This window comes from Chromobacterium indicum (assembly GCF_039708975.1).
Classification (GTDB): Bacteria; Pseudomonadota; Gammaproteobacteria; order Burkholderiales; family Chromobacteriaceae; genus Chromobacterium; species Chromobacterium piscinae.
Genome location: NZ_JAYFSJ010000005.1, coordinates 94,252 through 115,783 on the forward strand (window position 1 = coordinate 94,252; position 21,532 = coordinate 115,783).

Below are 21,532 nucleotides of genomic sequence, written 5' to 3' on the forward strand. Positions count from 1 at the left end.
ATGGAAGCCATCCTGTCCGCGGATGCGGAAGCCGGCCGCGATTACGCGCGCGTCCGCGACGCGATCCGCTACCTGGTCGCCCATGCAGGCGAGCAGCCGCAGCTGGCCGACGTGGCCGCCGCGCTGTATCTGTCGGAATCGCGGTTGCAGCGGCTGTTCAGCCGCTGGGCCGGCGTCAGCCCCAAGCGCTTCATCCAGCAACTGACCTGCGAGGCGGCCAAGGCGCGGCTGGCGGCGGGCGCGCCGCTGCTGCCGCTGTCCCATGAGCTGGGCCTGTCCGGCAGCAGCCGGCTGCATGATCTGTTCGTCACGCTGGAGGCGATGACGCCCGGCGAATACCAGCAAGGCGGCGCCGGGCTGGACATCGTCTGGAGCGTCGAGCCCAGCCGCTTCGGGCCAGCGCTGCTGGCGCAGACCGCGCGCGGCGTGTGCGCGCTGCAGTTTCTGGCGGATGACGACGAGGCTGAGGCCTGGCTGCGCGCGCAATGGCCGCGCGCCGCGCTGTGCCACGTTCCCGGCCAGGGGCGGGCGCTGTGCGAACGGCTGTTCGATCCCTTGTCCGAAGCAGATGGCTCGCCGCTGGCGCTGCGGGTGCAGGGCAGTAATTTCCAGATCCAGGTATGGCGGGCGTTGCTGGCCGTGCCCTACGGCGGCTTGCTCAGTTACGGCCAGTTGGCGGAAAAAATGGGGCGGCCGGGCGCGGCGCGCGCGGTGGGCAACGCGGTGGGCGCCAATCCGGTGGCCTGGCTGATTCCCTGCCACCGGGTGATCCGAGCCGAGGGCGCGCTGGGCGGCTACCGCTGGGGCGAGGCGCGCAAGCTGGACCTGATAGGCTGGGAAAGCGCGCGGCTCAGTCGCGAAGAGGCGACGGCGTGAGCGGGCAAAAGCGGGAGTTCGCCTTGCTTGTCTTACTGGCGGCGCTGTGGGGCGGGTCTTTCCTGTTCATGCGCGTCGCCGCGCCGGCTTTCGGTCCGCTGCCGCTGATCGCGCTGCGGGTCGGCCTGGCCGCCTGCCTGTTGCTGCCGCTGCTGCTGTGGCGCGGGCAATGGCCGCTGTGGCGCGGCAACTGGCTGCCCATCGCCGTGGTCGGCGTGTTTTTCACCGCGTTTCCATTCAGCCTGATCGCCTGGGCGCAGCTGTCCTTGTCGGCCGGCATGGCCTCGGTGCTGAACGCCACCACGCCGCTGATGACCGCGCTGTGGGCGTGGCCGCTGGCTGGCGAGCGGCTGTCTGCGCGGCGGGCGGCGGGCCTGGCTTTGGGCTTGGCCGGCGTGCTGGCCTTGCTGGCCGGCCACGGCGCGCGTTTCGAGGTCCGCTCGCTGGCGCCGGTATTGGCGATGCTGGGCGCCACCGCCAGCTACGGCTGGGCCGGGCATATGGCCAGACGCTGGCTGCCCGGCATGCCGCCCCTGGTGACCGCCTGCGGCGGCCTGGCCAGCGGCGCGCTGCTGATGCTGCCGCTGGCGTGGCATGGCTGGCCGGCGAATCCGCCGCCGGCGCAGGCCTGGATCGCCTTGTCGCTGCTGGCGGTGTTTTGCACCGCGCTGGCCTATCTGATTTTTTACCGGCTGATCAACCGTCTGGGCGCCACCCGCGCCAGCGGCGTCACCTACTTGGTGCCGGTGTTCGGCGTGCTGTGGGGCGCGCTGTTCCTCGGCGAAACCATCGGCGCCGCGATGCTGCTGGGCGCGACTTTGATCCTGGCTGGCGTATTGGCGCTGAACGCGCGGCGCTAGGCGGACAGCCGGCTCAGTTCGCGGAAGAACAGCTGGCCCAGCGTTTCCAGATCCGGATCGCCGGCGCGGTCGGGATGCCGGTACAAGGCCAGCGGCACCGGCGGCAAGGCGGGCAGGCTGTCCGGCGGCAAGGGACGCAACTTGCCGCTGACGACATCCGGCAGCAGCGCGCCGACGCCCAGTCCCGCTTCCAGCGCCGCTTGCACCGCCAGCAGGCTGGAGCTCTCGAACGCCACCCGATGGCGGCGGCCGGCCAATTGCAGCGCCTGCAGCATCGCGTCGCGCCAGCTGCACGGCGCGGCGAACAGCACCAGCGGCAGCTCTTCCTCCTCGGGGCAGACGCCGCCGGCCGCCAGCCACGGCAGCGCGCACTCCATCGCCCAGGCCGGCGCTTGCTCCAGTCCGCACAAGCGCGGATTGGCGATCAGCAGATCCAGCTCTTTCCGGCGATAGGCGGCGCTCAGCTCCCTTCCCGGCGCGACTTTCGCCTCCAGCTTCAACCCGGGATGGGTGGCGGCGAAGTCGGCCAGCACCCGCGGCAGATGCTGGCTGACCACGTCTTCTATCAGGCCTACCCGGCAAAGCCGCGGCGCGGCGGCCGGCGCGGCCGGCACCATCTGCTCGGCCAGGCTGACGATGCGCTCGGCGTAGGGCAGCAGCGCCTGTCCGGCTGGCGTCAGCGCCACGCCGCGGGTGGAGCGCCGCAGCAGCGTCTGCCCGCAATGGGACTCCAGCTTGCGCAATTGCAGGCTCAGCGCCGGCTGGCTGCGGCCCAGTTCGGCGGCGGCGCGGTTGATGCTGCCATGGCGGGCCACCGCGGCCAGCGCGCGCAGCAGCGCGGTGTCGATGTCGGCAGTCATATGGTTTTCTTATAACAATTGGCGATTTTTACAGTCTACCGATAACGCCAGCGCTTGTTTAGCATCGGACAGTCGATATCCGTTGTAGGGAGAAGGAAATGTTTTTCGCCGCACTATTGCTGGCCGTGGCGGGCTCAGTCGTTTACCACCTGTCGATCAAGCAGCTGCCGCAGGATGCGAACCCGTTCTTTTCGCTGGCGGTCAGCTATGGCCTGGCGATGTCGCTGTGTCTGGCGGGCATGTGGTGGCTGCCGGCGGGCCAGCGCGGAATATCGGCGCTGAACTGGAGCAGCCTGGGGGTGGCGCTGGGGATACTGGGAATCGAGATGGGCTTCTTGCTGGCTTACCGCGCCGGCTGGAATCTGGGTTACGCGGCGCTCAGCTCCAATGTGCTGAGCACCGCCTTGCTGCTGCCGCTAGGCTATTGGCTGTTCCGCGAGAACCTGTCGCCGGGCCGGCTGGCCGGGCTGGGCCTTAGCCTGGCTGGCTTGTGGATGATGCTGCGCTTTCGTTGAGCGTCTCGCCCAGCGGCAGGCGGATGGCCACTTTGAAAGCGCCGTCCTCGTCGGTCAGCTCCAGCGCGCCGCCGTGCTGCTTGACCACCCGCGAGACGATGGCGAGGCCGAGGCCGCTGCCGCCGTCGGTGCCGCGGTGCTCGGCCAGCCGCTCGAACGGCGCCAGCGCGGTTTCGCGCAGCGCGGCGGGGATGCCGTCGCCGTGGTCGATCACGCTGAGCATGGCGTCGCCGGCGGCTTTCTCCAGCCGGATCACCACCGGCGGGCGGCCGTAGCGGCGCGCGTTTTCGAGCAGATTGCTCAGCAGCCGCTCCAGCGCCAGCGCGTCGGCCCGCAGTTCGATCTCGTCGCGGATGTCCAGCCGCGCGTCCATGTTCTCGCGGCGGAAGCGCGCCACCACGCTGGCGGCCAGATCGGCCAGCGCCACCGGCTCCAGCCGGCTGGTTTCCTCGGCGCGGGCGAAGTCGATGAACTGGCGGACGATGCGCGACAGCTCGTCGATGTCGGACAGCATGTCGTGCTGGTCGGTGCTGGCTTCCTGCATTTCCAGCGTCAGCTTCAGCCGGGTCAGCGGCGTGCGCAGGTCGTGCGACAGGCCGGCCAGCATCAGCCGGCGCTCGCGCGCGGCGTTGTCCAGCGCCTGGGCCATGCCGTTGAAGTTGTGCGCCAAGAGCTGCATCTCGCGCGGGCCGGTTTCCGGAATCGCCTGCGGCATCGAGCCGCTGGCCAGCTGGCGGCTGGCCTGCACCACCTGGCTGATCGGCCGCGTGATGCGCCAGGCCAGCAAGGACGCCAGCAGCGTGGCGAACAGCGCCGCCAGCAAGGATGCCTGCAGCATCGGGCTGATCATGCGGTCGCGGTAGCGGCCGAACGGGATCACCAGCCAGTAGGGCTGGTCCAGCACGTGCACGTGCACCCACAGCTCGCTGTGGTCGGCCCGGCGCGCGTAATGAGCCTGCACCGGCTCGTTCAGGTCATGCGACAGCCGCTGCGCCAGCATCGCGCCGATCTTGGGCAGATCCTCGCTGAACTGCTGGCCGCGGTCGGCGTTGAACGGCAGCAGGCTGGGCAGGCCGGGGCGGTTGTAGTTGTCGAGGAAGGCTTGCCGCTCCTCCTCCACCATGCCGGTCATCGAGTCCTCGAGAAAGGACAGCGTGTCCAGCACCTGGATGTACAGCTGCCGCTCCAGCAGCTTGTGGCGCTCGTTGTTGGCCAGCCAGATGGTGAACAGCTGGGTGGTGATCACCACGGTGACCACCAGCAGCGCCAGCCGGAAGAACAACGAGCCTAACAGCTTGCGTAACAAGACCTACTCCCTGGGCGATCCGTCCGGCACGAACACGTAGCCATAGCCCCACACTGTCTGGATGTAGCGCAGCTGGCTGTCGGTCTCGCCGTTTTCCAGCGCCTTGCGCAGGCGGGAGATGTGCACGTCGATGCTGCGGTCCAGCGATTCGCCGTTGCCCTTGCCCAGCGCCAGCTCCATCAGCTGTTCGCGGGTCAACGGGCGGCGCGGATGGCTGACCAGCACCGACAGCACCGCGAATTCGGCGCTGGTCAGCGACACCGGCTGGCCGCCGCGGCGCAGCTCGCGCTGGCCGAGGTTGAGCACGAACTCGCCGAACTCCACCACGTCGTCGGCGTCGTGCAGCGCCGCCAGAGCCGGCGTGGTGTGATGGCGGCGCAGCACCGACTGGATGCGCGCGGTCAGCTCGCGCGGATTGAAGGGTTTGGGCAGGTAGTCGTCGGCGCCCATTTCCAGGCCCAGGATGCGGTCGATGTCCTCGCCGCGGGCGGTCAGCATGATCACCGGCAGCGATTCGCCCTGGGCGCGCAGCCGGCGCACCACCGCCAGCCCGTCCTCGCCCGGCATCATCACGTCCAGCACGATCAGGTCGGGGCGGTTGCGCGCCAGCTTGCGGTCCAGATCCTTGGGATCGGGCAGCGTTTCCACGATATAGCCCTGCTGGGTCAGGTAGCGGGTCAGCAGTTCGCGCAGCTTGGCGTCGTCGTCGACGACCAGGATTTTATTATGTTCCATATGCTGTTCCTTCAGTGTTCCGGCTGCCAGCTTAGCGCGGCATGGCGCAGGCTGGGACGCCTTGTTTTTTACAGATGTTAAGCCGCCACGTCGCGATACAGTCGTTAACAATTGTGACGTCCCCATTGACGTCCGCGCAAATGCTTGCGCTTAAGCTGGAACAAATGGCCGGCGCGGAAGCCGTTTCAAGCGGGAAATATGCAGTATTTTCATGACGCTGGCCGAATCCGCCCCTGCCGGAAAACGGATCGCTGCGACGCTGATCCGCATCCGATGCCTTGCCGGGCTTGCGTTTCGCCGCTTTGAGCGGCGATGGCAGCGCGGTCAACAGACAGGATAGAATATCGACATGAAGCGATATCTGATCATGCTGGCGCTGGGCGGCCTGCTGGCGCAGCAGGCCGCGCTGGCGCAGCATTTCCCCGGTCCGGGACCCGGCAGGCATGCCGAGGGCCGGCCGTCGGCGCGCGGGTGCGACGGCGATCAGTCATGCAACAACCGCCGGCTGCGCAATCTGCGCCAGCGCGAAGCCGCGCGCAACGGCGACATCGGCTTCGATCCGGTCCAGCATCAGTCCAGCCGTCTGTTGCCTCCGCCGGACGATCATGTCAAATCAGTACCCAGCAAGCCCAATTTTTGGCAGGATAAACGCCGGCAGGAGCAGATGCAAAACCAATCCGATTGATTCGACGTCCGCTGGGGAAAGGACAGGACGATGATGCAAGGGGGAAAGCGCGGCGCAAGCCTGGGAAGGCGGGCCTTGACGGGTCTGCTGTTGTGCGGGCTGTCCGCTTTTCCGCTTGCCGGATGGGGCGCCAAGGACGACTGCGCCGACGCGGTGGCGCCCCAGCGCTGCCAGGCGCATCTGCAGGGGCTGCGCAGCTGCCTGGATCTGCCCGAGTCCAGGCGCCGGACCTGCCTCGCCTATTACACCCCCCCTCTCAGTTGCCAGCGCCAGCGTGACGCCAAGCGCTGCGAAGCGCTGCTGGCGGCGCAATCGTCGTGCGAAGGCATGTTGGGCGCGCAACGCCGCGCCTGCGTGGACGAGCGCTTGCCATCGGCGCCTTGCGCCGCGCGCGGCCAGCGGCCTTGCGCGGTTGACGACGCCGCCTGCGACGCCGGCCGCCGCCGCGACGGCTGCGGCCGGCCATCGCTGCCGTTGGACGAATAACGCCCGGAATCAGGGCAGCAGGATGACGGAACCGGTGGTGCGGCGGGCTTCCAGATCGCGGTGCGCCTGCGCGGCTTCCACCAGCGGGTAGCGGTGCGATGGCGCGAGCTTGACCGTGCCGTCCCGCAGGCGGCGGAACAGCGCGGCGGATGAGGCTTCCAGCTCGGCGCGGGTGGCGATGTAATCGCCCAGCCTGGGCCGGGTCAGGAACAGCGAGCCGCGCTTGGTCAATTCCAGCGGCGCCAGCGCCGGCGCCGGTCCGGACGCGTTGCCGAACGTCACCATCATGCCGCGCGGGCTCAGGCTGTTCAGCGAGGCCTCGAAGGTATCCTTGCCCACCGAATCGAACGCCACCGGCACGCCTTTGCCGCCGGTGATCTCGCGCACCCGCGCCGCCACGTCTTCCTCGCGGTACAGGATCACGTGGGCGGCGCCCAGGCCGCGGGCGATCTCGGCCTTGGCTTCAGAGCCCACGGTGGCGATGACGTGGACGCCCATCGCCGACAGCCACTGCAGCGCGATCTGGCCGACGCCGCCGGCGGCGGCGTGCCACAGCACGGTCTGGCCCGGCTGCACCGGGAAAGTGCGCTGCACCAGGTATTCGACGGTCATTCCCTGCAGCATCGCGCAGGCGGCGGTTTCATCGGACACGCCGTCCGGCAGCTTGACCAGGTGTTCGGCGGCGATCAGCCGTTCGGTCGAATAGGCGCCCAGCGGGCCGCCGGCATAGGCGACGCGGTCGCCGGGCGCGATTCCCGCCACGCCCTCTCCCACAGCCTCCACCACGCCGGCGGCTTCGCTGCCCAGGCCGCTGGGAAGCGGCAGCGGATACAGGCCGCTGCGCTGGTAGGTGTCGATGAAATTGACGCCGATCGCGGTATGGCGCACCCGCGCCTGGCCGGGGCCGGGCGGGCCGATTTCCGCATTCTGCAGGCGCAGCACTTCCGGGCCGCCGGTTTCCGTGAAAACGATAGCTTGGCTCATGGCGTTTCCTTTGCGAGTGGATGGCACAGTCTGCGCCGGGCCGCGCCGAGCGGGCAAGCGGGGGCGGCTCGACAGGCCGTCAAGCCTGGCTGGACAGTCGCCGCCTTGCCCAGGAGACCACACCCGGCAATACCTTGGGCCAGTTGTTCAGCCGGTGGTCGTCGCCGTTGAATACAGTCTGCCGGCTGTGGCGGTAATGGATGGCCGCTTCGCGCCAATCCAGCGTCTCGTCGCGGCTGCCCAGCAACAGCCAGTAGCGGCCGGCCGTCGGCGCCGCCACCCTCTGCGACAGCAGGGCCCGCAAGTCGTCGTCCCCCAGCGTGTAGACCTCGCCGGTGTAGGGGTTGGCCTGTTCGCCGCGAAAGCGCTCGAGATCCCGGTCCGGGCGCACCGCGGGATTGATCAGCGCGGCGGGACGGCCGCGCAGTTCGGCCAGATGCGTGGCGTAGAAGCCGCCCAGCGAACTGCCGATCAGCAGGGTGTCGGCCGGCAGGCCGGAAACCAGTTCGTCGGCCTGGCGGATGGCTTCGGCCGGATGCGGCGATAGCCGCGGACAGTGCAGGACGATGTCGGGCGCGTGCTGGCGCAGCCAGGCGGCGGTTTCGCCCGCCTTCAGCGATTGCGGGCCGGAGTTGAAGCCGTGGAGATAAACGATGTGCATGATGGACGCCGGTGTGGAGTGTGTCGATGGTACGACGCCGGCCGATGTTTGTCTTGGCTGCAAGTGCTTAATTTCGTTGTAAATCTCGAGTAAAAGCTTGCAACCAGAGGCGATGAGCCATTGTCATGCCAGTGGGTGCAATGCTCAAATAGCCGCAAAATCCAATTACAAGAGGAGAACCACAATGACCACCCTTCCGGTAGGCGGCCCCACCGTTGCTCCGCATTCGCTGGAAAGCCTGATCGTCGCCTGCGGCTACCTGCAGCACAGCGCGCTGCTGTTCGCCGAGGACATCAACGACGACCTGGCGCTGATCCGCTCCGGCTTTTGCCCGCGCCACCAGGTGCAGCTGGACGCGCTGGGCGACATGCGGGTCAGCCAGGAAGTGCACGAGGAAGTGGACGCGTTGCTGCAGGACAGCCATACCCTGCGTTTCGCGCTGCACGAAATGCTGATGCAGTTCGGCCCCGCGGTGTGCAACGATCCGCTGGCGCGCGTCATCTTGCAGGGCGTGCGCAGCCTGGGCGATTGGCACCAAGTATGCCGCTCGCTGGCCGACCTGGGACGCGGCCCGGTGCGGGTGGCGGCCTGAGCAGGGGTCCGCGCCCGCCGGAGCGCGGGCGCATCGAAGCCTGGCTTGCCAAATTAATTGCTTGCAATTAAATAGCGCACTATTTAATATGCGGACATGGAGCAAGAAAACATTTGTCCGCCGCCGGACGCGCTGCTGAAGCTGGACCAGCAACTCTGTTTCGCGCTGTACTCCGCCTCGCTGGCGATGAACAAGGTGTACCGCGACAACCTGAAGCCGCTGGGCGTCACGTATCCGCAGTATCTGGTATTGCTGGTGTTGTGGGAACAGGACGAGCGCTCGGTGTCCGACATCGGCGAGCGGCTGTATCTGGATTCGGCGACGCTGACGCCGCTGCTGAAGCGGATGGAGGCGGCCGGCTGGCTGGAGCGCAGGCGGCTGCCCAGCGACGAGCGGGTGGTGGTGGTCAAGCTGACCGAAGCCGGACGCGCGCTGCGCGGGCAGGCGGAGCGGATTCCGTTGCAGCTGTTGTGCCGCAGCGGCCTGCAGCTGGATCAGATCGCCGGTTTGCGGCAATCGCTGTGCGATTTGCGGGACCAACTGCTGCAATGAACCCGTCAGGGTTTTGATAATTAAGTAGCGCACTATTTAATAGCATATTATTTTAATCGTAATGGCGACACGCCAAGGAGAGCCAGATGAACCTTCTGCAGAAAGTACTGTATACCGCCGAAGCCACCGCCACCGGAGGCCGCGACGGGCGGGCCGAATCCAGCGACGGCGCGTTGGTGGCGAAGCTGAGCACCCCGCGCGAGCTGGGCGGCCTGGGCGGCGACGGCACCAATCCGGAGCAGCTGTTCGCGGCCGGCTATTCCGCCTGCTTCATCGGCGCGCTCAAGGTGGCCGCGCAGCAGGCCGGCGTGCGGCTGCCGGCCGAGGTATCGGTGACCGGCAAGGTGTCGATCGGGCCGATCGCCCACGGCTTCGGCATCGCCGCCAAGCTGGCGGTGTCGCTGCCGGGCGTCGAGCGCGAGGCGGCTCTGAAGCTGATCGAAGCCGCGCACGGCATCTGCCCCTATTCCAACGCCACCCGCGGCAATATCGAAGTGGAGCTGACGCTGGCGTAATCCGGCGGGCGCTAGTCCACGGTTTCGGAATGGCGGTTGGGAGACTGCTTGTTGCCGTACATCTTGCGGTCGGCCACCGCAAGCAGCTCGTCTATCAGCAGGCCGTCTTCCGGGTAGTAGGCGATGCCGATGCTGACGCCGACCAGCACGCGGTGCTGGTCGATCTGGTAAGGCATCTGTATCGCCTGCTTCAGCCGCGCCGCCACCTTGTCCGCCTCGCGGTTGGACTCGATGTCTTCCATCAGGATCACGAATTCGTCTCCGCCGATGCGGGCGACGGTGTCTTCATTGCGGATCACGTCGCGGATGCGGGCGGCGATCAGTTGCAGCACCCGGTCGCCGACCATGTGGCCATAGGTGTCGTTGACCGGCTTGAAGCGGTCCAGGTCCAGGAACAGCAGGCCCAGACGCTTGCCGCTGCGGTCTATCCGGCTGATCGCGTGCTGCAGCCGGTCGTAGAACAGGTTGCGGTTGGCCAGGCCGGTGAGACGGTCGTGGTTGGCCAGGTGGAACAGCTGGCTTTCGCGCTGGCGGCGGCTGTCGCTGCTGCGCACGAAGCTGAAGCCGGCCAGGCCGATGCCCAGGCCAAGCAGCAGCGACAGCAGCATCCATACCGTCCATTCGAACAAGCCGATCTGCGCCCAGCCTTGCTGCCAGCTCAGCGTCAGCCGCAGCGGCTGGCTGCCGCCGCCCAGCAACTGGCTGGTCTCCAGCCGCGGGAACAGCAATTTCTCCAACGCGCTGGGGTGGGCGCCGCCCAGGTGCAGCGCCTGGCCTTCCGGCGGACGCAAGGGGTCGTCGCGGTGGTACAGGCTGACTTCCATGCCCGGCTGCAGCGCGATGTCGGTTGGCAGCAGCGAATCGGCGCGGACGAACAGCATCACGAAATGCTGGGGCAGCAGGCCGATCAACTGGTCGTCGAGGCGGTCGTCCACGCCGCGCAGCAACACATAGCCGGGGTCGCCCTGGGGCTGCAGCCGCAGCTGGCGCGACAGCGTGGCGCGGCCGCTGTTGATGCAGTCCTGCAGCGCCTCGCGCAGCCGCGGCTGCTGCCAGGCGTCCCTCCCGACCAGCCGCAGATTGGCCTGCGACTGCGGTTCGGCGTACATCAGCGGGAAGTAGGCGTCCTGTTCCGGCAGGCGGACGCTGCCGGCGAAGCCGCGCAGCCGGTAAGCGGCGCCGTAATCGCGCTGCAGCGCGCGGTCGTAGCCGGCGACCTGTCCGGCCGGCACGCGTTCGATATGGGCCAGCGTGGTGATTTGCGGATAGCGGCGCAGCAGTTGCGCGACGAAGGGGTGCTTCTGGCGGTGTTCGGTGCGGTGGTCGATGCTGCTGAAGGTGGCGTAGCTGTCGAGTATGGTTTCATTGGCGAGCAGGCGCTGTTTCAATTGCTCGGTCAATTGCTGGAGCTGGCTGTTGAATTGCTGTTCGGCGCCCAGCAGGGAGCGGCTGGCGATGGACAGGGCGGCAAGCGCGCTCAGTATCAGCCATAGGACGAGGCACCCAGCATAGACCAGTCTTGCGTGCATGTTAAAACCATCGACATATATTCAGCAGTGAACGATTCTATAAGAACAACGGGTCTATTTTTTAGCAATAAACCGGGGAATGTCGGTTTTAAGTAGTAGTACGTAATCAATTGCCTACGCTCAGCGCGGCGCGCAGCGCATGGATCTGGCGGCGGCTGACCGGCAGCGGCGTCGGGATGTCGCGCAGTCTGACAATCCACTGTTCGTCGTCGCCGTCGTCGCCCCGGCACAGCTCCTGCACCGCGTGGCGCATCACCAGGCAGTTGCGGTGGATGCGCAGCGCCGATTCGCCCAGCCGCTGCTCCAGCGCCACCAGCGCGTCGTCCAGCAGGTATTCGTTGTCGGAGGTGACCAGGGTGACGTATTTGAGCTCGGCCTTCAGGTAGCGCGCGTCGGCGAAAGGCACGTTGAGCAGGCGGCCGCGCTGGCGCACGGTGAAGCTGGGCTGCTGCCGGCCTTCCCGCCGCATCTGGGCGCGTTGCAGCGCCTGTTCCAGCCGCTCGCGCCGCACCGGCTTGAGCAGATAGTCGGCGGCGTCCAGTTCGAAGGCCTCCACCGCGAAGTGGTCGTGGGCGGTGCTGAACACCAGCGCCGGCGCCAGCGCCTGCTGCCGCAGCTGGCGGGCCAGCGCGATGCCGTCCAGGCCGGGCATGCTGATGTCCAGCAGCAGCACGTCGACCGGGTGGCGGGCCAGCCAGTCCAGCGCAGTCTTGCCGTCGGCGAGGCAATGGACCTCCTCGACGCCGCAATCGGCCAGCAGTTGGCGCAGCCGCTCGCAGGCCAGCGCCTCGTCGTCCACCACCAGCGCCCGCAGCGCGCTCACAGCGCCCATTGCGGCTTGTCCATCTTGTTCACCAGCGCGCGCCAGGAGTGCAGGATCTTCTGGAACTTGTTGTTGGTGGGCGCGATGTCGCGCACCTTGCCCAGCAGCTCGTAGGCGCGGCGCATATGGCTTTCGTGCCAGCCGTTCTGGCTGACGTAGGCCATCACCGCGTTGATCAGGTTGAGCATGATCTGCACGTTGTGCGGCATTTCATCCAGCGCCTTGACGAAGCGGTCGATCGCCGCGTCGAACTGGCCGGACTGCGCTTCGCGCACCGCCTGGTTGTTCAGCTCCAGCACCGATTTGACGTTCTGGGCGATCAGCTGGCGGCCGGCCTGTCCCAGGCCGATCTCCTCGAACATGTCGCCGAAGTGGGCCAGCATGTCCTCGTCGTCGTGGTGGTTGCGCACCAGGTATTCCATCACGTCGTTGCCCTGGCCGTCCCGTCCCTGCTGGTAGCAGGCGCGCGCGTACTCCAGCTGCGATTCCTGATCCAGCTTGGGGGCCAGCTGCTTGAAGCGCTCGCCGGCGGCCTGCAGCAGTTCGCGGGCCTTGTCGGCGTTGCCGTTCTTGGTTTGCAGCTGGCTGTCCATCACGCCGGCCAGCCACTCGCCTTCCTCGTTGTAGCGGTAGTCGTGGCGCAGGCTGGCCAGCGTGCGGGCGGCGTTGCCGCTGTCGCCCCGGGCCAGCTGGACCCGGAGCAGCGCCGCGTAATGGGTGGGGCTGCGGTGCCAGGAGTATTTGGCGATGTCCAGCGTCTGCTGGCAGGCGGTCTCGGCGGTGGCGAGGTCGTGGTTGAGCAGCGCGATCTGGGCCAGCTGCTGCTGGCGGCGGAACACCACCGGTGACATTTCGGTCGCGGTCTGCAGCGTGTGCTGGGCGCGGCCCAGGTCGTGGCCGCGGTAGAGCCGGGCCAGCCAGTCGTAGGCTTCCATCACCTGGTTGTTGTCGGCCAGCACCGCCTCGAACAGCAGCCGCGCCTCGTCGTGGGACTTCAGCCCGGCCAGCGATTTGGCCAGCCCCATCTTGGCCCAGGTGGAGGGGCGGACGCGCAGCGCCTGCATATAGGCGTCGCGGGCGGTGTCGAAGTCGTTGATCTTCAGCGCCAGCGAGCCTCTCAGCCGCATGAAGTCGAGCGCGAACTCGCCGTTTTCCTCGATCTTGAGGCCGCAGGTTTCGATGGCGGACAGGTATTCGTGGCGCAGCACGCTCTCGTCGACCAGCCGCAGGGCCTCGCGCTTGCGCATCGCCCGCTCCAGGCGGTCGCGCAGCACCTCGCCGGTGAACGGCTTGAGCAGGTAGTCGTCGGGCGTCAGTTCGGCGGCGGAGATCACCCGCTGCGCGCGGCGTTCGCCGGTGACGATCATGAACACGCAGGACTGCTTGAGCAGGTTGCGCTCCCGGATCTCCTCGAACAGGTAGAGCCCGTCGTAGCCGTTGCCCAGATCGTAGTCGCACAGCACCACGTCGAACTCGTACTTGGCCATCTTGGCCAGCGCGTCGCTGGCCTTGGCCGCGTATTCGACCGAGTTGGCGCCGAACGACGACAGGGTCATCGCCAATGCGCGCTGCATCTGCGGCAGGCTGTCTATGATCAAAAACAGCCGCTTGGCGTAGGGATCATCGAAGGCGGCGCTGCGGGTCGGCGCCGCCTTCACGTGGTGCACCGGCGCGGGCGCCGCTGCCGGGGAGGGAGTGGTTTCGCTCATGACGCCTCGTCGGCTCGCTGTGCTGTGGTTGCGGATCGCAGTGTCGGCGGCGCGCGCGTCCCGGCTCAGGCCGGGCTCAGTTTCGCATAGCGCATATCCAGCCATTTGACGCCGTGTTCGGCGAAGTTGATTTGCAGCCGCACATCCTCCCCGTTGCCCTCGGCGTCTATCACCACGCCGATGCCGAACTTGGCGTGGCTGACCGCCTGGCCGATGGACAGGCCGTAGGCGTTTTCCGCCTGCCGGCGCGGCATGGCGGCGGCGCGCCGCGTCTGCTGCGGCGCAACGGGTGCTTTCACTGTAGCAGACAGCGAATGGATCAGTTCGGCCGGAATCTCGTCGATGAAGCGCGACGGGATCGGGTAGCGGCTCTGGCCGTGCAGCATCCGGCTCTGCGCGCTGCTGAGGTACAGCCGCTTGCGGGCGCGGGTGATGGCCACGTACATCAGCCGGCGCTCTTCCTGCAGGCCCTTGCCGTCCATCACGCTGTTCTCGTGCGGGAACAAGCCTTCTTCCAGGCCGCTGACGAATACGGCGTCGAACTCCAGGCCCTTGGCCGCGTGCACCGTCATCAGCTGCAGCGCGTCGCTGCCGGCGTCGGCCTGGTGCTCGCCGGCCTCCAGGCTGGCGGCGGACAGGAATTCGGTCAGCGCCTGCTCTGGCTGGTCGGGCAGGAAGCTGGCGGCGGCGTTGACCAGTTCGTCCAGGTTGGCCAGCCGCTCCTCGCCGTCTTTCTTGTCCTGCTCGTACATGTCGCGCAGGCCGCTGCGGTCGATGACCAGGCTGATGGTTTCAGCCAGGCTGAAGTCGCGGCTCTGCTCGCGCAGCCGCTCGATCAGCAGCACGAATTCGCCGATCTTGGCGGCGGTGCGGCCGCTGCCGGCGCCGCAGGCGGCCTGCCACAGCGAAATGCCCTGCTCGCGGCCGGCGGCCTGCAGATTTTCCACGCTGCGCGCGCCGATGCCGCGCGCCGGCACATTGATCACCCGCAACAGCGCGTTGTCGTCGTCCGGGTTGGCGACCAGCCTGAGGTAGGCCAGCGCGTGCTTGATCTCCTGGCGCTCGAAGAAGCGCAGGCCGCCGTAGATCCGGTACGGAATCTGGGCGTTGACCAGCACGTGCTCCAACAGCCGCGATTGGGCGTTGGAGCGGTACAGCACCGCCATGTCGGACAGCGCCAGGCCTTCGCGGTGCAGGCTCTTGACCTCATCGATGATGAATTCGGCCTCGTCGCCGTCGCTGCCGGCCTGGTAGAAGCGGATCTTTTCGCCCTCGCCGGCGTCGGTCCACAGGTTCTTGCCCAGGCGGCCGTCGTTCCGTTCGATCAGCGCGTTGGCGGCGTTGAGGATGTTGCCCATCGAGCGATAGTTCTGCTCCAGCCGCACCGGCTCGGCCACCTGGAAGTCGGACAGCAGCGCGCGCATATTGCCCACTTCGGCGCCGCGGAAGGCGTAGATGCTCTGGTCGTCGTCGCCGACGGCGAACAGCGCGCCGTGCCCGCCGGCCAGCAGTTTCAGCCACGCGTATTGCAGGCGGTTGGTGTCCTGGAATTCGTCCACCAGGATGTGGGCGAAGCGGCTGCTGTAATGCGCGCGCAGCGCCTCGTTGCGGGACAGCAGCTCGTAGCTTCTGAGCAGCAGCTCGGCGAAATCGACCACGCCCTCGCGCCGGCACTGGGCGTCGTAGGCGGCGTACAGCTCCACCAGCTTGGCTTCGTACGGGTTCAGCGCCGGCGGCAGCGATTCGGCGCGCAGGCCGGCTTCCTTATTGCCGTTGATGAAGCTTTGCACCGCGCGCGGCGGGTATTTCTCGTCCGACAGCTCCAGGCTTTTCAGCAGGCGCTTGATCGCCGCCTGCTGGTCGGCGGAGTCGAGGATCTGGAAGGTTTGCGGCAGGCCGGCGTCCCGGTAGTGGATGCGCAGGAAGCGGTTGCACAGGCCGTGGAAGGTGCCGATCCACATATTGCGCACATTGACCGGCACCAGCGTCGACAGGCGCGTCTGCATCTCGCGCGAGGCCTTGTTGGTGAAGGTGACCGCCAGCACCCCGGCCGGCGAGGTCTGTCCGGTGGACAACAGCCAGGCGATGCGGGTGGTCAGCACCCGGGTCTTGCCGCTGCCGGCGCCGGCCAGCACCAGCGCGCTCTTGGCGGGCCAGGTGACGGCGCGCAGTTGTTCGGGATTCAGGCCGGCTAACAGATCGCTCATGTCGGGACGCTTTTTCGCTGCAAAAACGCCATTTTAGCATGCGAGTTGGGCGGCCCGTCCCGGTCCGGCGGCGCGGAGGATCAGCCGGAAGCGGCGCTTACTCCTGCCATAGGTAGTGCGACATCAGCGTTTTAAGCCGGCCGCTCTTGTGCAGGCGGTCGATCGCGCGGTTCAACTGGTCCAGCTTCACCGGCGAGCGCTGTGACAGCGCGCACATCGTTGGCTGCGACGACACCACCAGCGGATGGATCTTGAAGCTGGCCGCCTCCTGGGCATGGCCGCGCGCCCACCAGACATAGGTCAGCTCGGTGACGATGGCCACATCGCTCAGCCGTTTCTCCAGCGATTTGGGCAGCAGGTCGAAGCGGGCCTCGGTGACGCGCTCGCTGCGGTTGCCGGACCACAGGTATTCCAGCGACGGGTAATGGTAGCCGTGGATGGTGCCGATGCGCTTGCCGGCCAGATCGTCCAGCTGCCGCAGTGGCGGTTGGCCTTTTAGCGACAGCATGCGCTCGGTCAACGGATAGATTTCATGGCTCCAATTGAGGCGGGCGGAGTTGGCGAACCAGTCCGGGTTGGCATTGCAGATGATGTCCACTTTGCCGGTCTCTATCGATGGCTCCACCCGTCGCCGCGCCAGCAGCGTGAATTGCGGCTTCATGCCCATCTCGTCGGCCAGCAGCGCGCCCAGATCGCGGGCCAGGCCCCCGCTCAGCGTGCTGCCGTCCTCGGCCAGCACCGCGATCGGCGCGGCGTCGGTATCCGATACGCCGATTCGCAATGGCGCCGGTTCGGCCTGGGCTATCACGGAAAATAGACACAACGGCAACAGCCATTTCTTATGCAAACTGGCCATATGGGTACTCTCTCAATATTCTATTGCCGGAAGACTGACGCATCGAATGACGATGTTAAGATGGATTGAAGCCAACCGGTTACCAGCGTTTGCTTTCGTTTTAGACAAAATACCAGCCACCGCCATGACAAAGCCATTCCTTCATCCCGTTTATCAGCAGTTATCGCAACGCATCCTGATCCTGGATGGGGGCATGGGCACGATGATCCAGCGCCACCAGCTGGACGAGGCCGACTACCGCGGCGAGCGTTTCGCCGACTGGCGTTGCGACGTCAAAGGCAACAACGATCTGCTGGCATTGACCCGCCCCGACGTGATCGCCGGCATCCACCAGGCCTATCTGGACGCCGGCGCCGACATCATCGAAACCAACACCTTCAACGCCACCTCCATCGCGATGGCCGACTACCGGATGGAAGAGCTGGTGTGGGAGATCAACCGCGAGGCGGCGCGGCTGGTGAAAGAGCTGTGCCAAGCGGAAACCGCGAAGAACCCGGCCAAGCCGCGATTCTGCGCCGGCGTGCTCGGCCCCACCAACCGCACCTGTTCCATCAGCCCGGACGTCAACGACCCCGGCTACCGCAACGTCAGCTTCGACGCGCTGGTGGAGAGTTACACCGAGGCGATAGACGGCCTGGTGGCCGGCGGCGCCGACCTGCTGTTGGTGGAAACCATTTTCGACACGCTGAACGCCAAGGCGGCGGTGTTCGCCATCCACAAGTACTTCGACGAGCATCCGGATACGCCGCGCCTGCCGATCATGGTTTCCGGCACCATCACCGACCAGTCCGGCCGCACGCTGACCGGCCAGACCACCGAGGCCTTCTACAACTCGCTGTCCCACGCCGACGCCGCCAGCTTCGGCCTCAACTGCGCGTTGGGCCCTGACCTGCTGCGGCCTTACGTGGAGGAAATGTCGCGGGTGTCGGCCACCTATGTGTCGGTGCACGCCAACGCGGGCCTGCCCAATGCTTTCGGCGGCTACGACCTGGAGCCGCAGGCGATGGGCGAGTACGTGCGCGAGTGGGCGGAGAGCGGACTGATCAACATCGTCGGCGGCTGTTGCGGCACCACGCCGGAACACATCGCCGCCATCGCCCGCGCGGTGGACGGCGTCGCGCCGCGCGCGCTGCCGCAGATCGAGGCCAAGTGCCGATTGTCCGGCCTGGAGCCGTTCAACATCGGCGACAGTGATTTATTTGTGAATGTGGGCGAGCGCACCAACGTCACCGGCAGCCGCGCCTTCGCCAAGCTGATCCTCAACGGCGACTACGCCACCGCGCTGGATGTGGCGCGGCAGCAGGTGGAGAACGGCGCCCAGGTGATCGACATCAATATGGACGAGGGCATGCTGGACGCCCACGCCGCGATGGTGCGCTTCCTGAATCTGATCGCGTCGGAGCCGGACATCGCCCGCGTGCCGATCATGATCGACAGCTCGAAGTGGGAGGTGATCGAGGCCGGCCTGAAATGCATCCAGGGCAAGGGCATCGTCAACTCGATCTCGATGAAGGAAGGCAAGGAGAAGTTCGTCGAGCAGGCGCGGCTGATCCGCCGTTACGGCGCGGCGGTGATCGTGATGGCCTTCGACGAGACAGGCCAGGCCGACAATTACGCCCGCAAGATCGAGATTTGCGACCACAGCTACCGCATCCTGGTGGACGAGGTGGGCTTCCCGCCGGAAGACATCATTTTCGACCCGAACATCTTCGCCGTCGCCACCGGCATAGACGAGCACGCCCGCTACGGCCTGGACTTCATCGAGGCCACCGGCTGGATCAAGCAGCACCTGCCGCACGCCAAGATTTCCGGCGGCGTGTCCAATGTCAGCTTCAGCTTCCGCGGCAACAACAAGGTGCGCGAAGCGATACACGCGGTGTTCCTGTATCACGCCATCCAGCGCGGCATGACCATGGGCATCGTCAACGCCGGCGCGCTGGAGGTGTACGACGAGGTCGACGCCGAACTGCGCGACCGCATCGAGGACGTGGTGTTGATGCGCCATCCCAAGGACGGCGGCGACGCCACCGAGCGCCTGATCGAGCTGGCCGAGAAATTCAAGGGCGAGGCGGTCGGCGAGAAAAAGGGCGAGGACCTGGCCTGGCGCGGCTGGCCGGTGGAAAAGCGGCTGGAGCACGCGCTGGTCAAGGGCATCACCACCTTCATCGTCGAGGACACCGAGGAGGTGCGCTTGAAGTCGGCGCGGCCGATCCACGTGATCGAAGGCCCGCTGATGGACGGCATGAACGTGGTCGGCGACCTGTTCGGCGCCGGCAAGATGTTTTTGCCGCAGGTGGTGAAATCGGCGCGGGTGATGAAGGCCGCCGTCGCCCACCTGGAGCCGTTCATCGAGGAAGAGAAAATCCGACTGGGCCTGGCCGACGCGCCGGCCAAGGGCATCATCATCATGGCCACGGTCAAGGGCGATGTGCACGATATCGGCAAGAACATCGTCGGCGTGGTGCTGCGCTGCAACAACTACCAGGTGATCGACCTGGGCGTGATGGTGCCGTGCCAGAAGATCCTGGACGCCGCCGTCGAGCACAAGGCCGACATCATCGGCCTGTCCGGCCTGATCACCCCCAGCCTGGAGGAGATGAGCCACGTTGCCAAGGAGATGCAGCGGCTGGATCACGCAGTGCCGCTGCTGATCGGCGGCGCCACCACTTCCAAGGTGCATACCGCGGTGAAGATCGCGCCGCACTACCGGCAGCCGGTCATCTACGTGCCGGACGCCAGCCGCGCGGTGGGCGTCTGCTCCAACCTGTTGTCCGACACCCTGAAGGACGCCTTCGTCGCCGAAAACCTGGCCGAGCAGCAGCGCGCGCGCGAAGGCCACGCCAACAAGGCCAACCGCAAGGTGGTCAGCCTGGAGGCCGCGCGCGCCAACAAGGAAAAGATAGACTGGGCCGATTATGTGCCGCCCAAGCCGCGATGGCTGGGCGTGCGCCGTTTCGAAAACTATCCACTGGCCGAGATCGCCGCCTATATCGACTGGACGCCGTTCTTCCAGAGCTGGGAGCTGGCCGGCCGCTTCCCGCGCATTTTGAATGACGAGATCGTCGGAGAATCGGCGCGCGCGCTGTATGAAGACGCCCAAGTCATGCTGAAGCAGATCATCGACGAGAACTGGCTGGCCGCCAACGCGGTGATCGGCCTGTTCCCGGCCAGTAGCGTCAATGGCGACGACATCGAAATCCGCGATCCGGACAACCGCGCCAGCCTGATGACCTGGGTCGGCTTGCGCCAGCAGCTGCCCAAGATGGACGGCAAGGCCAACTGGGCCTTGGCCGACTACGTCGCGCCCAAGGACAGCGGCGTCGACGACTACATCGGCGCTTTCGCCGTCACCGCCGGCATCGGCATCGAGCCGCACGTGAAGCGCTTCGAGGACGCCAACGACGATTACTCGGCCATCCTGCTGAAGGCGCTGGCCGACCGCCTGGCCGAGGCCTTCGCCGAGCTGATGCACGCCCGCGTGCGGCGCGAGTTCTGGGGCTACGCCGCCGACGAGCATCTGGACAATGAGGCGCTGATAGACGAACAGTACCGCGGCGTCCGCCCGGCGCCCGGCTATCCGGCCTGCCCGGACCATACGGTGAAGACCGAGCTGTTCCAGCTCTTGGACGCGCCGGCCATCGGCATGACGCTGACCGAGGGCTACGCGATGCTGCCCACCGCCGCGGTGTCCGGCTTCTATTTCAGCCATCCGCAATCGCGCTATTTCGGCGTCGGCAAGGTGGAGAAGGACCAGGTAACCAGTTACGCCGAGCGCCGCGGCGTCAGCATCGAGCAGGCCGAGCGCGATCTGGCGCCGAATCTGGGTTACGACGCCTAGGCGGCCTCGATGAAGCTTTGGCTCAAACCCGCGCTCGCCAGCCTCGCCTTCGGCGGCTGGTGGCTGCTGCTGACCGTGTGCCGCGACCGCTGGGTGATGGTGACGCTGGCCGCCGCCCTGCTGTTGTGGGAGGCCCTGCCGCGCGGCCTGCGCGGGCGGGCGCTGCTGCTGGCCGGCATCGGCTGCCTGCTGGATCTGGCGCTGGCGGCCGCGGGTCTGCTGCGCTTCGTCGGCGTCGGCGCGCTGCCTTTGTGGATGATGGTGTGGTGGCTGGGTTTCGCCTGCTGGTGGGTGTGGCTGCTGCAGGCCTGGCGGCCGTCGCCGCGCGTGCTGATGCTGTTGGGCGCGATCGCCGCGCCGCTGGCCCGTTACGCGGCGTTCAAGCTGCAGGCCTTGCAGCCCGGCGCGGCATGGTGGCTGCTGCTGCCCTTGCTGGCGCTGCTGTGGGCTTTGCTGCTGCCGCAGACGCTGAGGCTGGCCGGCCGCCTTCCGGCGGCGGCGAGGACGGAATGAAGCGGGCGATGCTGGGGATGGCGCTGCTGTGGTGCCTGCCCTGGTCGGCTTGGGCCGCGGTCGACAGCGAGACCCGCTGCTTCAGCGCCGACAACGGCGGCAAGCCGGTCCATTTGCAGTTCACCGTGGTCGGCGACGCGGACGCCGGCTGGCAGGCGGCCTATGTCCGCTATGGCAAGCGCGGCCGGCCGATCACGCTGGCATGGCTGCGCGGCGAGCATGAAATTCTGGCCGAGGACCGGCCCTGGCAGTTCACCGACGAATGGCTGGAGATCGTCGACGGGAAAGTCCATGGCCGCTATACCACGGTCCATCAGGGCGCCCGCTATTACGGTTTCCATTACCGCGGCGTCGGCGGCCGCGAAGTCGAATTCGCCGAGGATCTGGCCGCGCTGGACGCGTCTGGGCGACGCTGCGCGTGGTAGCTGTG

The 21,532-nt window shown here is 66.9% G+C and carries 21 protein-coding genes; 11 read left to right on the plus strand and 10 right to left on the minus strand.

Annotated elements, in window-relative coordinates; genetic code table 11:
* Complete coding sequence (locus VA599_RS08435; RefSeq protein WP_346788249.1) at nt 1-876, plus strand: methylated-DNA--[protein]-cysteine S-methyltransferase; 876 nt, start codon at nt 1-3, stop codon at nt 874-876.
* Entirely contained in the window at nt 873-1,736 is an 864-nt protein-coding gene (locus tag VA599_RS08440; RefSeq protein WP_346788250.1) for a DMT family transporter, read from the plus strand. The genes VA599_RS08435 and VA599_RS08440 overlap by 4 nt, the downstream gene beginning before the upstream one ends.
* Here the strand turns inward: VA599_RS08440 and VA599_RS08445 are convergent.
* Nucleotides 1,733-2,596, minus strand: coding sequence for a LysR family transcriptional regulator (locus VA599_RS08445; RefSeq protein ID WP_346788251.1), 864 nt, complete (start codon nt 2,594-2,596; stop codon nt 1,733-1,735). The genes VA599_RS08440 and VA599_RS08445 overlap by 4 nt on opposite strands.
* Before the next feature lie 98 nt (nt 2,597-2,694).
* On the opposite strand from VA599_RS08445, the gene VA599_RS08450 reads away from it, so the two are divergent.
* On the plus strand, nt 2,695-3,111 hold the full coding sequence (locus VA599_RS08450) for an EamA family transporter (RefSeq protein WP_346788252.1): 417 nt from the start codon (nt 2,695-2,697) through the stop codon (nt 3,109-3,111).
* Here VA599_RS08450 and VA599_RS08455 read toward each other — a convergent pair.
* Entirely contained in the window at nt 3,071-4,417 is a 1,347-nt protein-coding gene (locus tag VA599_RS08455) for an ATP-binding protein (RefSeq protein WP_346788253.1), read from the minus strand. The genes VA599_RS08450 and VA599_RS08455 overlap by 41 nt on opposite strands.
* A 3-nt stretch (nt 4,418-4,420) precedes the next feature.
* Entirely contained in the window at nt 4,421-5,152 is a 732-nt protein-coding gene (gene ompR, locus VA599_RS08460) for an osmolarity response regulator transcription factor OmpR (RefSeq protein ID WP_021474929.1), read from the minus strand.
* Between the two features lie 349 nt (nt 5,153-5,501).
* Here ompR and VA599_RS08465 point away from each other — a divergent pair, with 349 nt between their 5' ends.
* Nucleotides 5,502-5,837, plus strand: a complete 336-nt coding sequence (locus VA599_RS08465) for a hypothetical protein (RefSeq protein ID WP_021474928.1) — start codon at nt 5,502-5,504, stop codon at nt 5,835-5,837.
* Between the two features lie 75 nt (nt 5,838-5,912).
* Nucleotides 5,913-6,323, plus strand: a complete 411-nt coding sequence (locus VA599_RS08470; RefSeq protein WP_346788255.1) for a hypothetical protein — start codon at nt 5,913-5,915, stop codon at nt 6,321-6,323.
* A gap of 9 nt (nt 6,324-6,332) precedes the next feature.
* Here the strand turns inward: VA599_RS08470 and VA599_RS08475 are convergent, their stop codons facing one another.
* Together VA599_RS08475 and VA599_RS08480 are read right to left on the minus strand one after the other, a co-directional pair.
* On the minus strand, nt 6,333-7,307 hold the full coding sequence (locus tag VA599_RS08475) for a quinone oxidoreductase family protein (protein WP_346788256.1): 975 nt from the start codon (nt 7,305-7,307) through the stop codon (nt 6,333-6,335).
* A gap of 79 nt (nt 7,308-7,386) precedes the next feature.
* A complete protein-coding gene (locus VA599_RS08480; RefSeq protein ID WP_346788257.1) occupies nt 7,387-7,968 on the minus strand; it encodes a YqiA/YcfP family alpha/beta fold hydrolase in 582 nt (193 codons plus the stop codon).
* A gap of 184 nt (nt 7,969-8,152) precedes the next feature.
* Between VA599_RS08480 and VA599_RS08485 the strand changes: the two genes are divergently transcribed.
* The 3 genes from VA599_RS08485 (at nt 8,153) to VA599_RS08495 (ending at nt 9,627) form a co-directional block, all read left to right on the plus strand.
* Nucleotides 8,153-8,560 carry a hypothetical protein gene (locus VA599_RS08485; protein ID WP_021479193.1) on the plus strand — a complete coding sequence of 136 codons (408 nt, stop codon included), beginning with the start codon at nt 8,153-8,155 and terminating at the stop codon, nt 8,558-8,560.
* A gap of 96 nt (nt 8,561-8,656) precedes the next feature.
* Complete coding sequence (locus VA599_RS08490) at nt 8,657-9,112, plus strand: MarR family winged helix-turn-helix transcriptional regulator (RefSeq protein WP_104945768.1); 456 nt, start codon at nt 8,657-8,659, stop codon at nt 9,110-9,112.
* Nucleotides 9,113-9,198: 86 nt separating this feature from the next.
* A complete protein-coding gene (locus VA599_RS08495) occupies nt 9,199-9,627 on the plus strand; it encodes an organic hydroperoxide resistance protein (RefSeq protein ID WP_104945769.1) in 429 nt (142 codons plus the stop codon).
* Nucleotides 9,628-9,638: 11 nt separating this feature from the next.
* Here VA599_RS08495 and VA599_RS08500 read toward each other — a convergent pair whose 3' ends face one another.
* The 5 genes from VA599_RS08500 to VA599_RS08520 form a co-directional block, all read right to left on the minus strand.
* Nucleotides 9,639-11,156: a diguanylate cyclase domain-containing protein gene (locus tag VA599_RS08500; RefSeq protein ID WP_346788258.1), complete on the minus strand. Its 1,518-nt coding sequence runs from the start codon at nt 11,154-11,156 to the stop codon at nt 9,639-9,641.
* Nucleotides 11,157-11,262: 106 nt separating this feature from the next.
* On the minus strand, nt 11,263-11,988 hold the full coding sequence (locus VA599_RS08505) for a LytR/AlgR family response regulator transcription factor (protein ID WP_346788259.1): 726 nt from the start codon (nt 11,986-11,988) through the stop codon (nt 11,263-11,265).
* The gene (locus tag VA599_RS08510) at nt 11,976-13,688 is read right to left on the minus strand and encodes a tetratricopeptide repeat-containing response regulator (protein ID WP_021479188.1); all 1,713 of its coding nucleotides are present in this window, start codon (nt 13,686-13,688) and stop codon (nt 11,976-11,978) included. The genes VA599_RS08505 and VA599_RS08510 overlap by 13 nt, the downstream gene beginning before the upstream one ends.
* A 65-nt stretch (nt 13,689-13,753) precedes the next feature.
* Nucleotides 13,754-15,895 (minus strand): UvrD-helicase domain-containing protein, encoded by a 2,142-nt coding sequence (locus VA599_RS08515; protein ID WP_346788260.1) that lies wholly within the window; start codon nt 15,893-15,895, stop codon nt 13,754-13,756.
* A 97-nt stretch (nt 15,896-15,992) separates the two neighbouring features.
* A complete protein-coding gene (locus VA599_RS08520; protein ID WP_104945773.1) occupies nt 15,993-16,751 on the minus strand; it encodes a substrate-binding periplasmic protein in 759 nt (252 codons plus the stop codon).
* A 124-nt stretch (nt 16,752-16,875) separates the two neighbouring features.
* Here VA599_RS08520 and metH point away from each other — a divergent pair, with 124 nt between their 5' ends.
* Genes metH through VA599_RS08535 form a run of 3 tightly spaced genes read left to right on the plus strand, consistent with a single transcriptional unit; the run spans nt 16,876 to nt 21,527 of the window.
* Complete coding sequence (gene metH, locus VA599_RS08525; protein ID WP_346788261.1) at nt 16,876-20,589, plus strand: methionine synthase; 3,714 nt, start codon at nt 16,876-16,878, stop codon at nt 20,587-20,589.
* A 9-nt stretch (nt 20,590-20,598) separates the two neighbouring features.
* Nucleotides 20,599-21,102, plus strand: a complete 504-nt coding sequence (locus VA599_RS08530) for a DUF2878 family protein (protein ID WP_346788262.1) — start codon at nt 20,599-20,601, stop codon at nt 21,100-21,102.
* A complete protein-coding gene (locus VA599_RS08535; protein ID WP_346788263.1) occupies nt 21,099-21,527 on the plus strand; it encodes a hypothetical protein in 429 nt (142 codons plus the stop codon). The genes VA599_RS08530 and VA599_RS08535 overlap by 4 nt, the downstream gene beginning before the upstream one ends.
* Nucleotides 21,528-21,532 lie beyond the last annotated feature (5 nt).

Coding starts and splice junctions, on each gene's coding strand:
- VA599_RS08435 (WP_346788249.1), top strand. CDS start 1: ATGGAAGCCATCCTGTCCGCGGATGCGGAAGCCGGCCGCGATTACGCG.
- VA599_RS08445 (WP_346788251.1), bottom strand. CDS start 2,596: ATGACTGCCGACATCGACACCGCGCTGCTGCGCGCGCTGGCCGCGGTG.
- VA599_RS08450 (WP_346788252.1), top strand. CDS start 2,695: ATGTTTTTCGCCGCACTATTGCTGGCCGTGGCGGGCTCAGTCGTTTAC.
- ompR (WP_021474929.1), bottom strand. CDS start 5,152: ATGGAACATAATAAAATCCTGGTCGTCGACGACGACGCCAAGCTGCGC.
- VA599_RS08465 (WP_021474928.1), top strand. CDS start 5,502: ATGAAGCGATATCTGATCATGCTGGCGCTGGGCGGCCTGCTGGCGCAG.
- VA599_RS08475 (WP_346788256.1), bottom strand. CDS start 7,307: ATGAGCCAAGCTATCGTTTTCACGGAAACCGGCGGCCCGGAAGTGCTG.
- VA599_RS08480 (WP_346788257.1), bottom strand. CDS start 7,968: ATGCACATCGTTTATCTCCACGGCTTCAACTCCGGCCCGCAATCGCTG.
- VA599_RS08485 (WP_021479193.1), top strand. CDS start 8,153: ATGACCACCCTTCCGGTAGGCGGCCCCACCGTTGCTCCGCATTCGCTG.
- VA599_RS08490 (WP_104945768.1), top strand. CDS start 8,657: ATGGAGCAAGAAAACATTTGTCCGCCGCCGGACGCGCTGCTGAAGCTG.
- VA599_RS08495 (WP_104945769.1), top strand. CDS start 9,199: ATGAACCTTCTGCAGAAAGTACTGTATACCGCCGAAGCCACCGCCACC.
- VA599_RS08500 (WP_346788258.1), bottom strand. CDS start 11,156: ATGCACGCAAGACTGGTCTATGCTGGGTGCCTCGTCCTATGGCTGATA.
- VA599_RS08505 (WP_346788259.1), bottom strand. CDS start 11,988: ATGGGCGCTGTGAGCGCGCTGCGGGCGCTGGTGGTGGACGACGAGGCG.
- VA599_RS08510 (WP_021479188.1), bottom strand. CDS start 13,688: ATGAGCGAAACCACTCCCTCCCCGGCAGCGGCGCCCGCGCCGGTGCAC.
- VA599_RS08515 (WP_346788260.1), bottom strand. CDS start 15,895: ATGAGCGATCTGTTAGCCGGCCTGAATCCCGAACAACTGCGCGCCGTC.
- VA599_RS08520 (WP_104945773.1), bottom strand. CDS start 16,751: ATGGCCAGTTTGCATAAGAAATGGCTGTTGCCGTTGTGTCTATTTTCC.
- metH (WP_346788261.1), top strand. CDS start 16,876: ATGACAAAGCCATTCCTTCATCCCGTTTATCAGCAGTTATCGCAACGC.
- VA599_RS08530 (WP_346788262.1), top strand. CDS start 20,599: ATGAAGCTTTGGCTCAAACCCGCGCTCGCCAGCCTCGCCTTCGGCGGC.
- VA599_RS08535 (WP_346788263.1), top strand. CDS start 21,099: ATGAAGCGGGCGATGCTGGGGATGGCGCTGCTGTGGTGCCTGCCCTGG.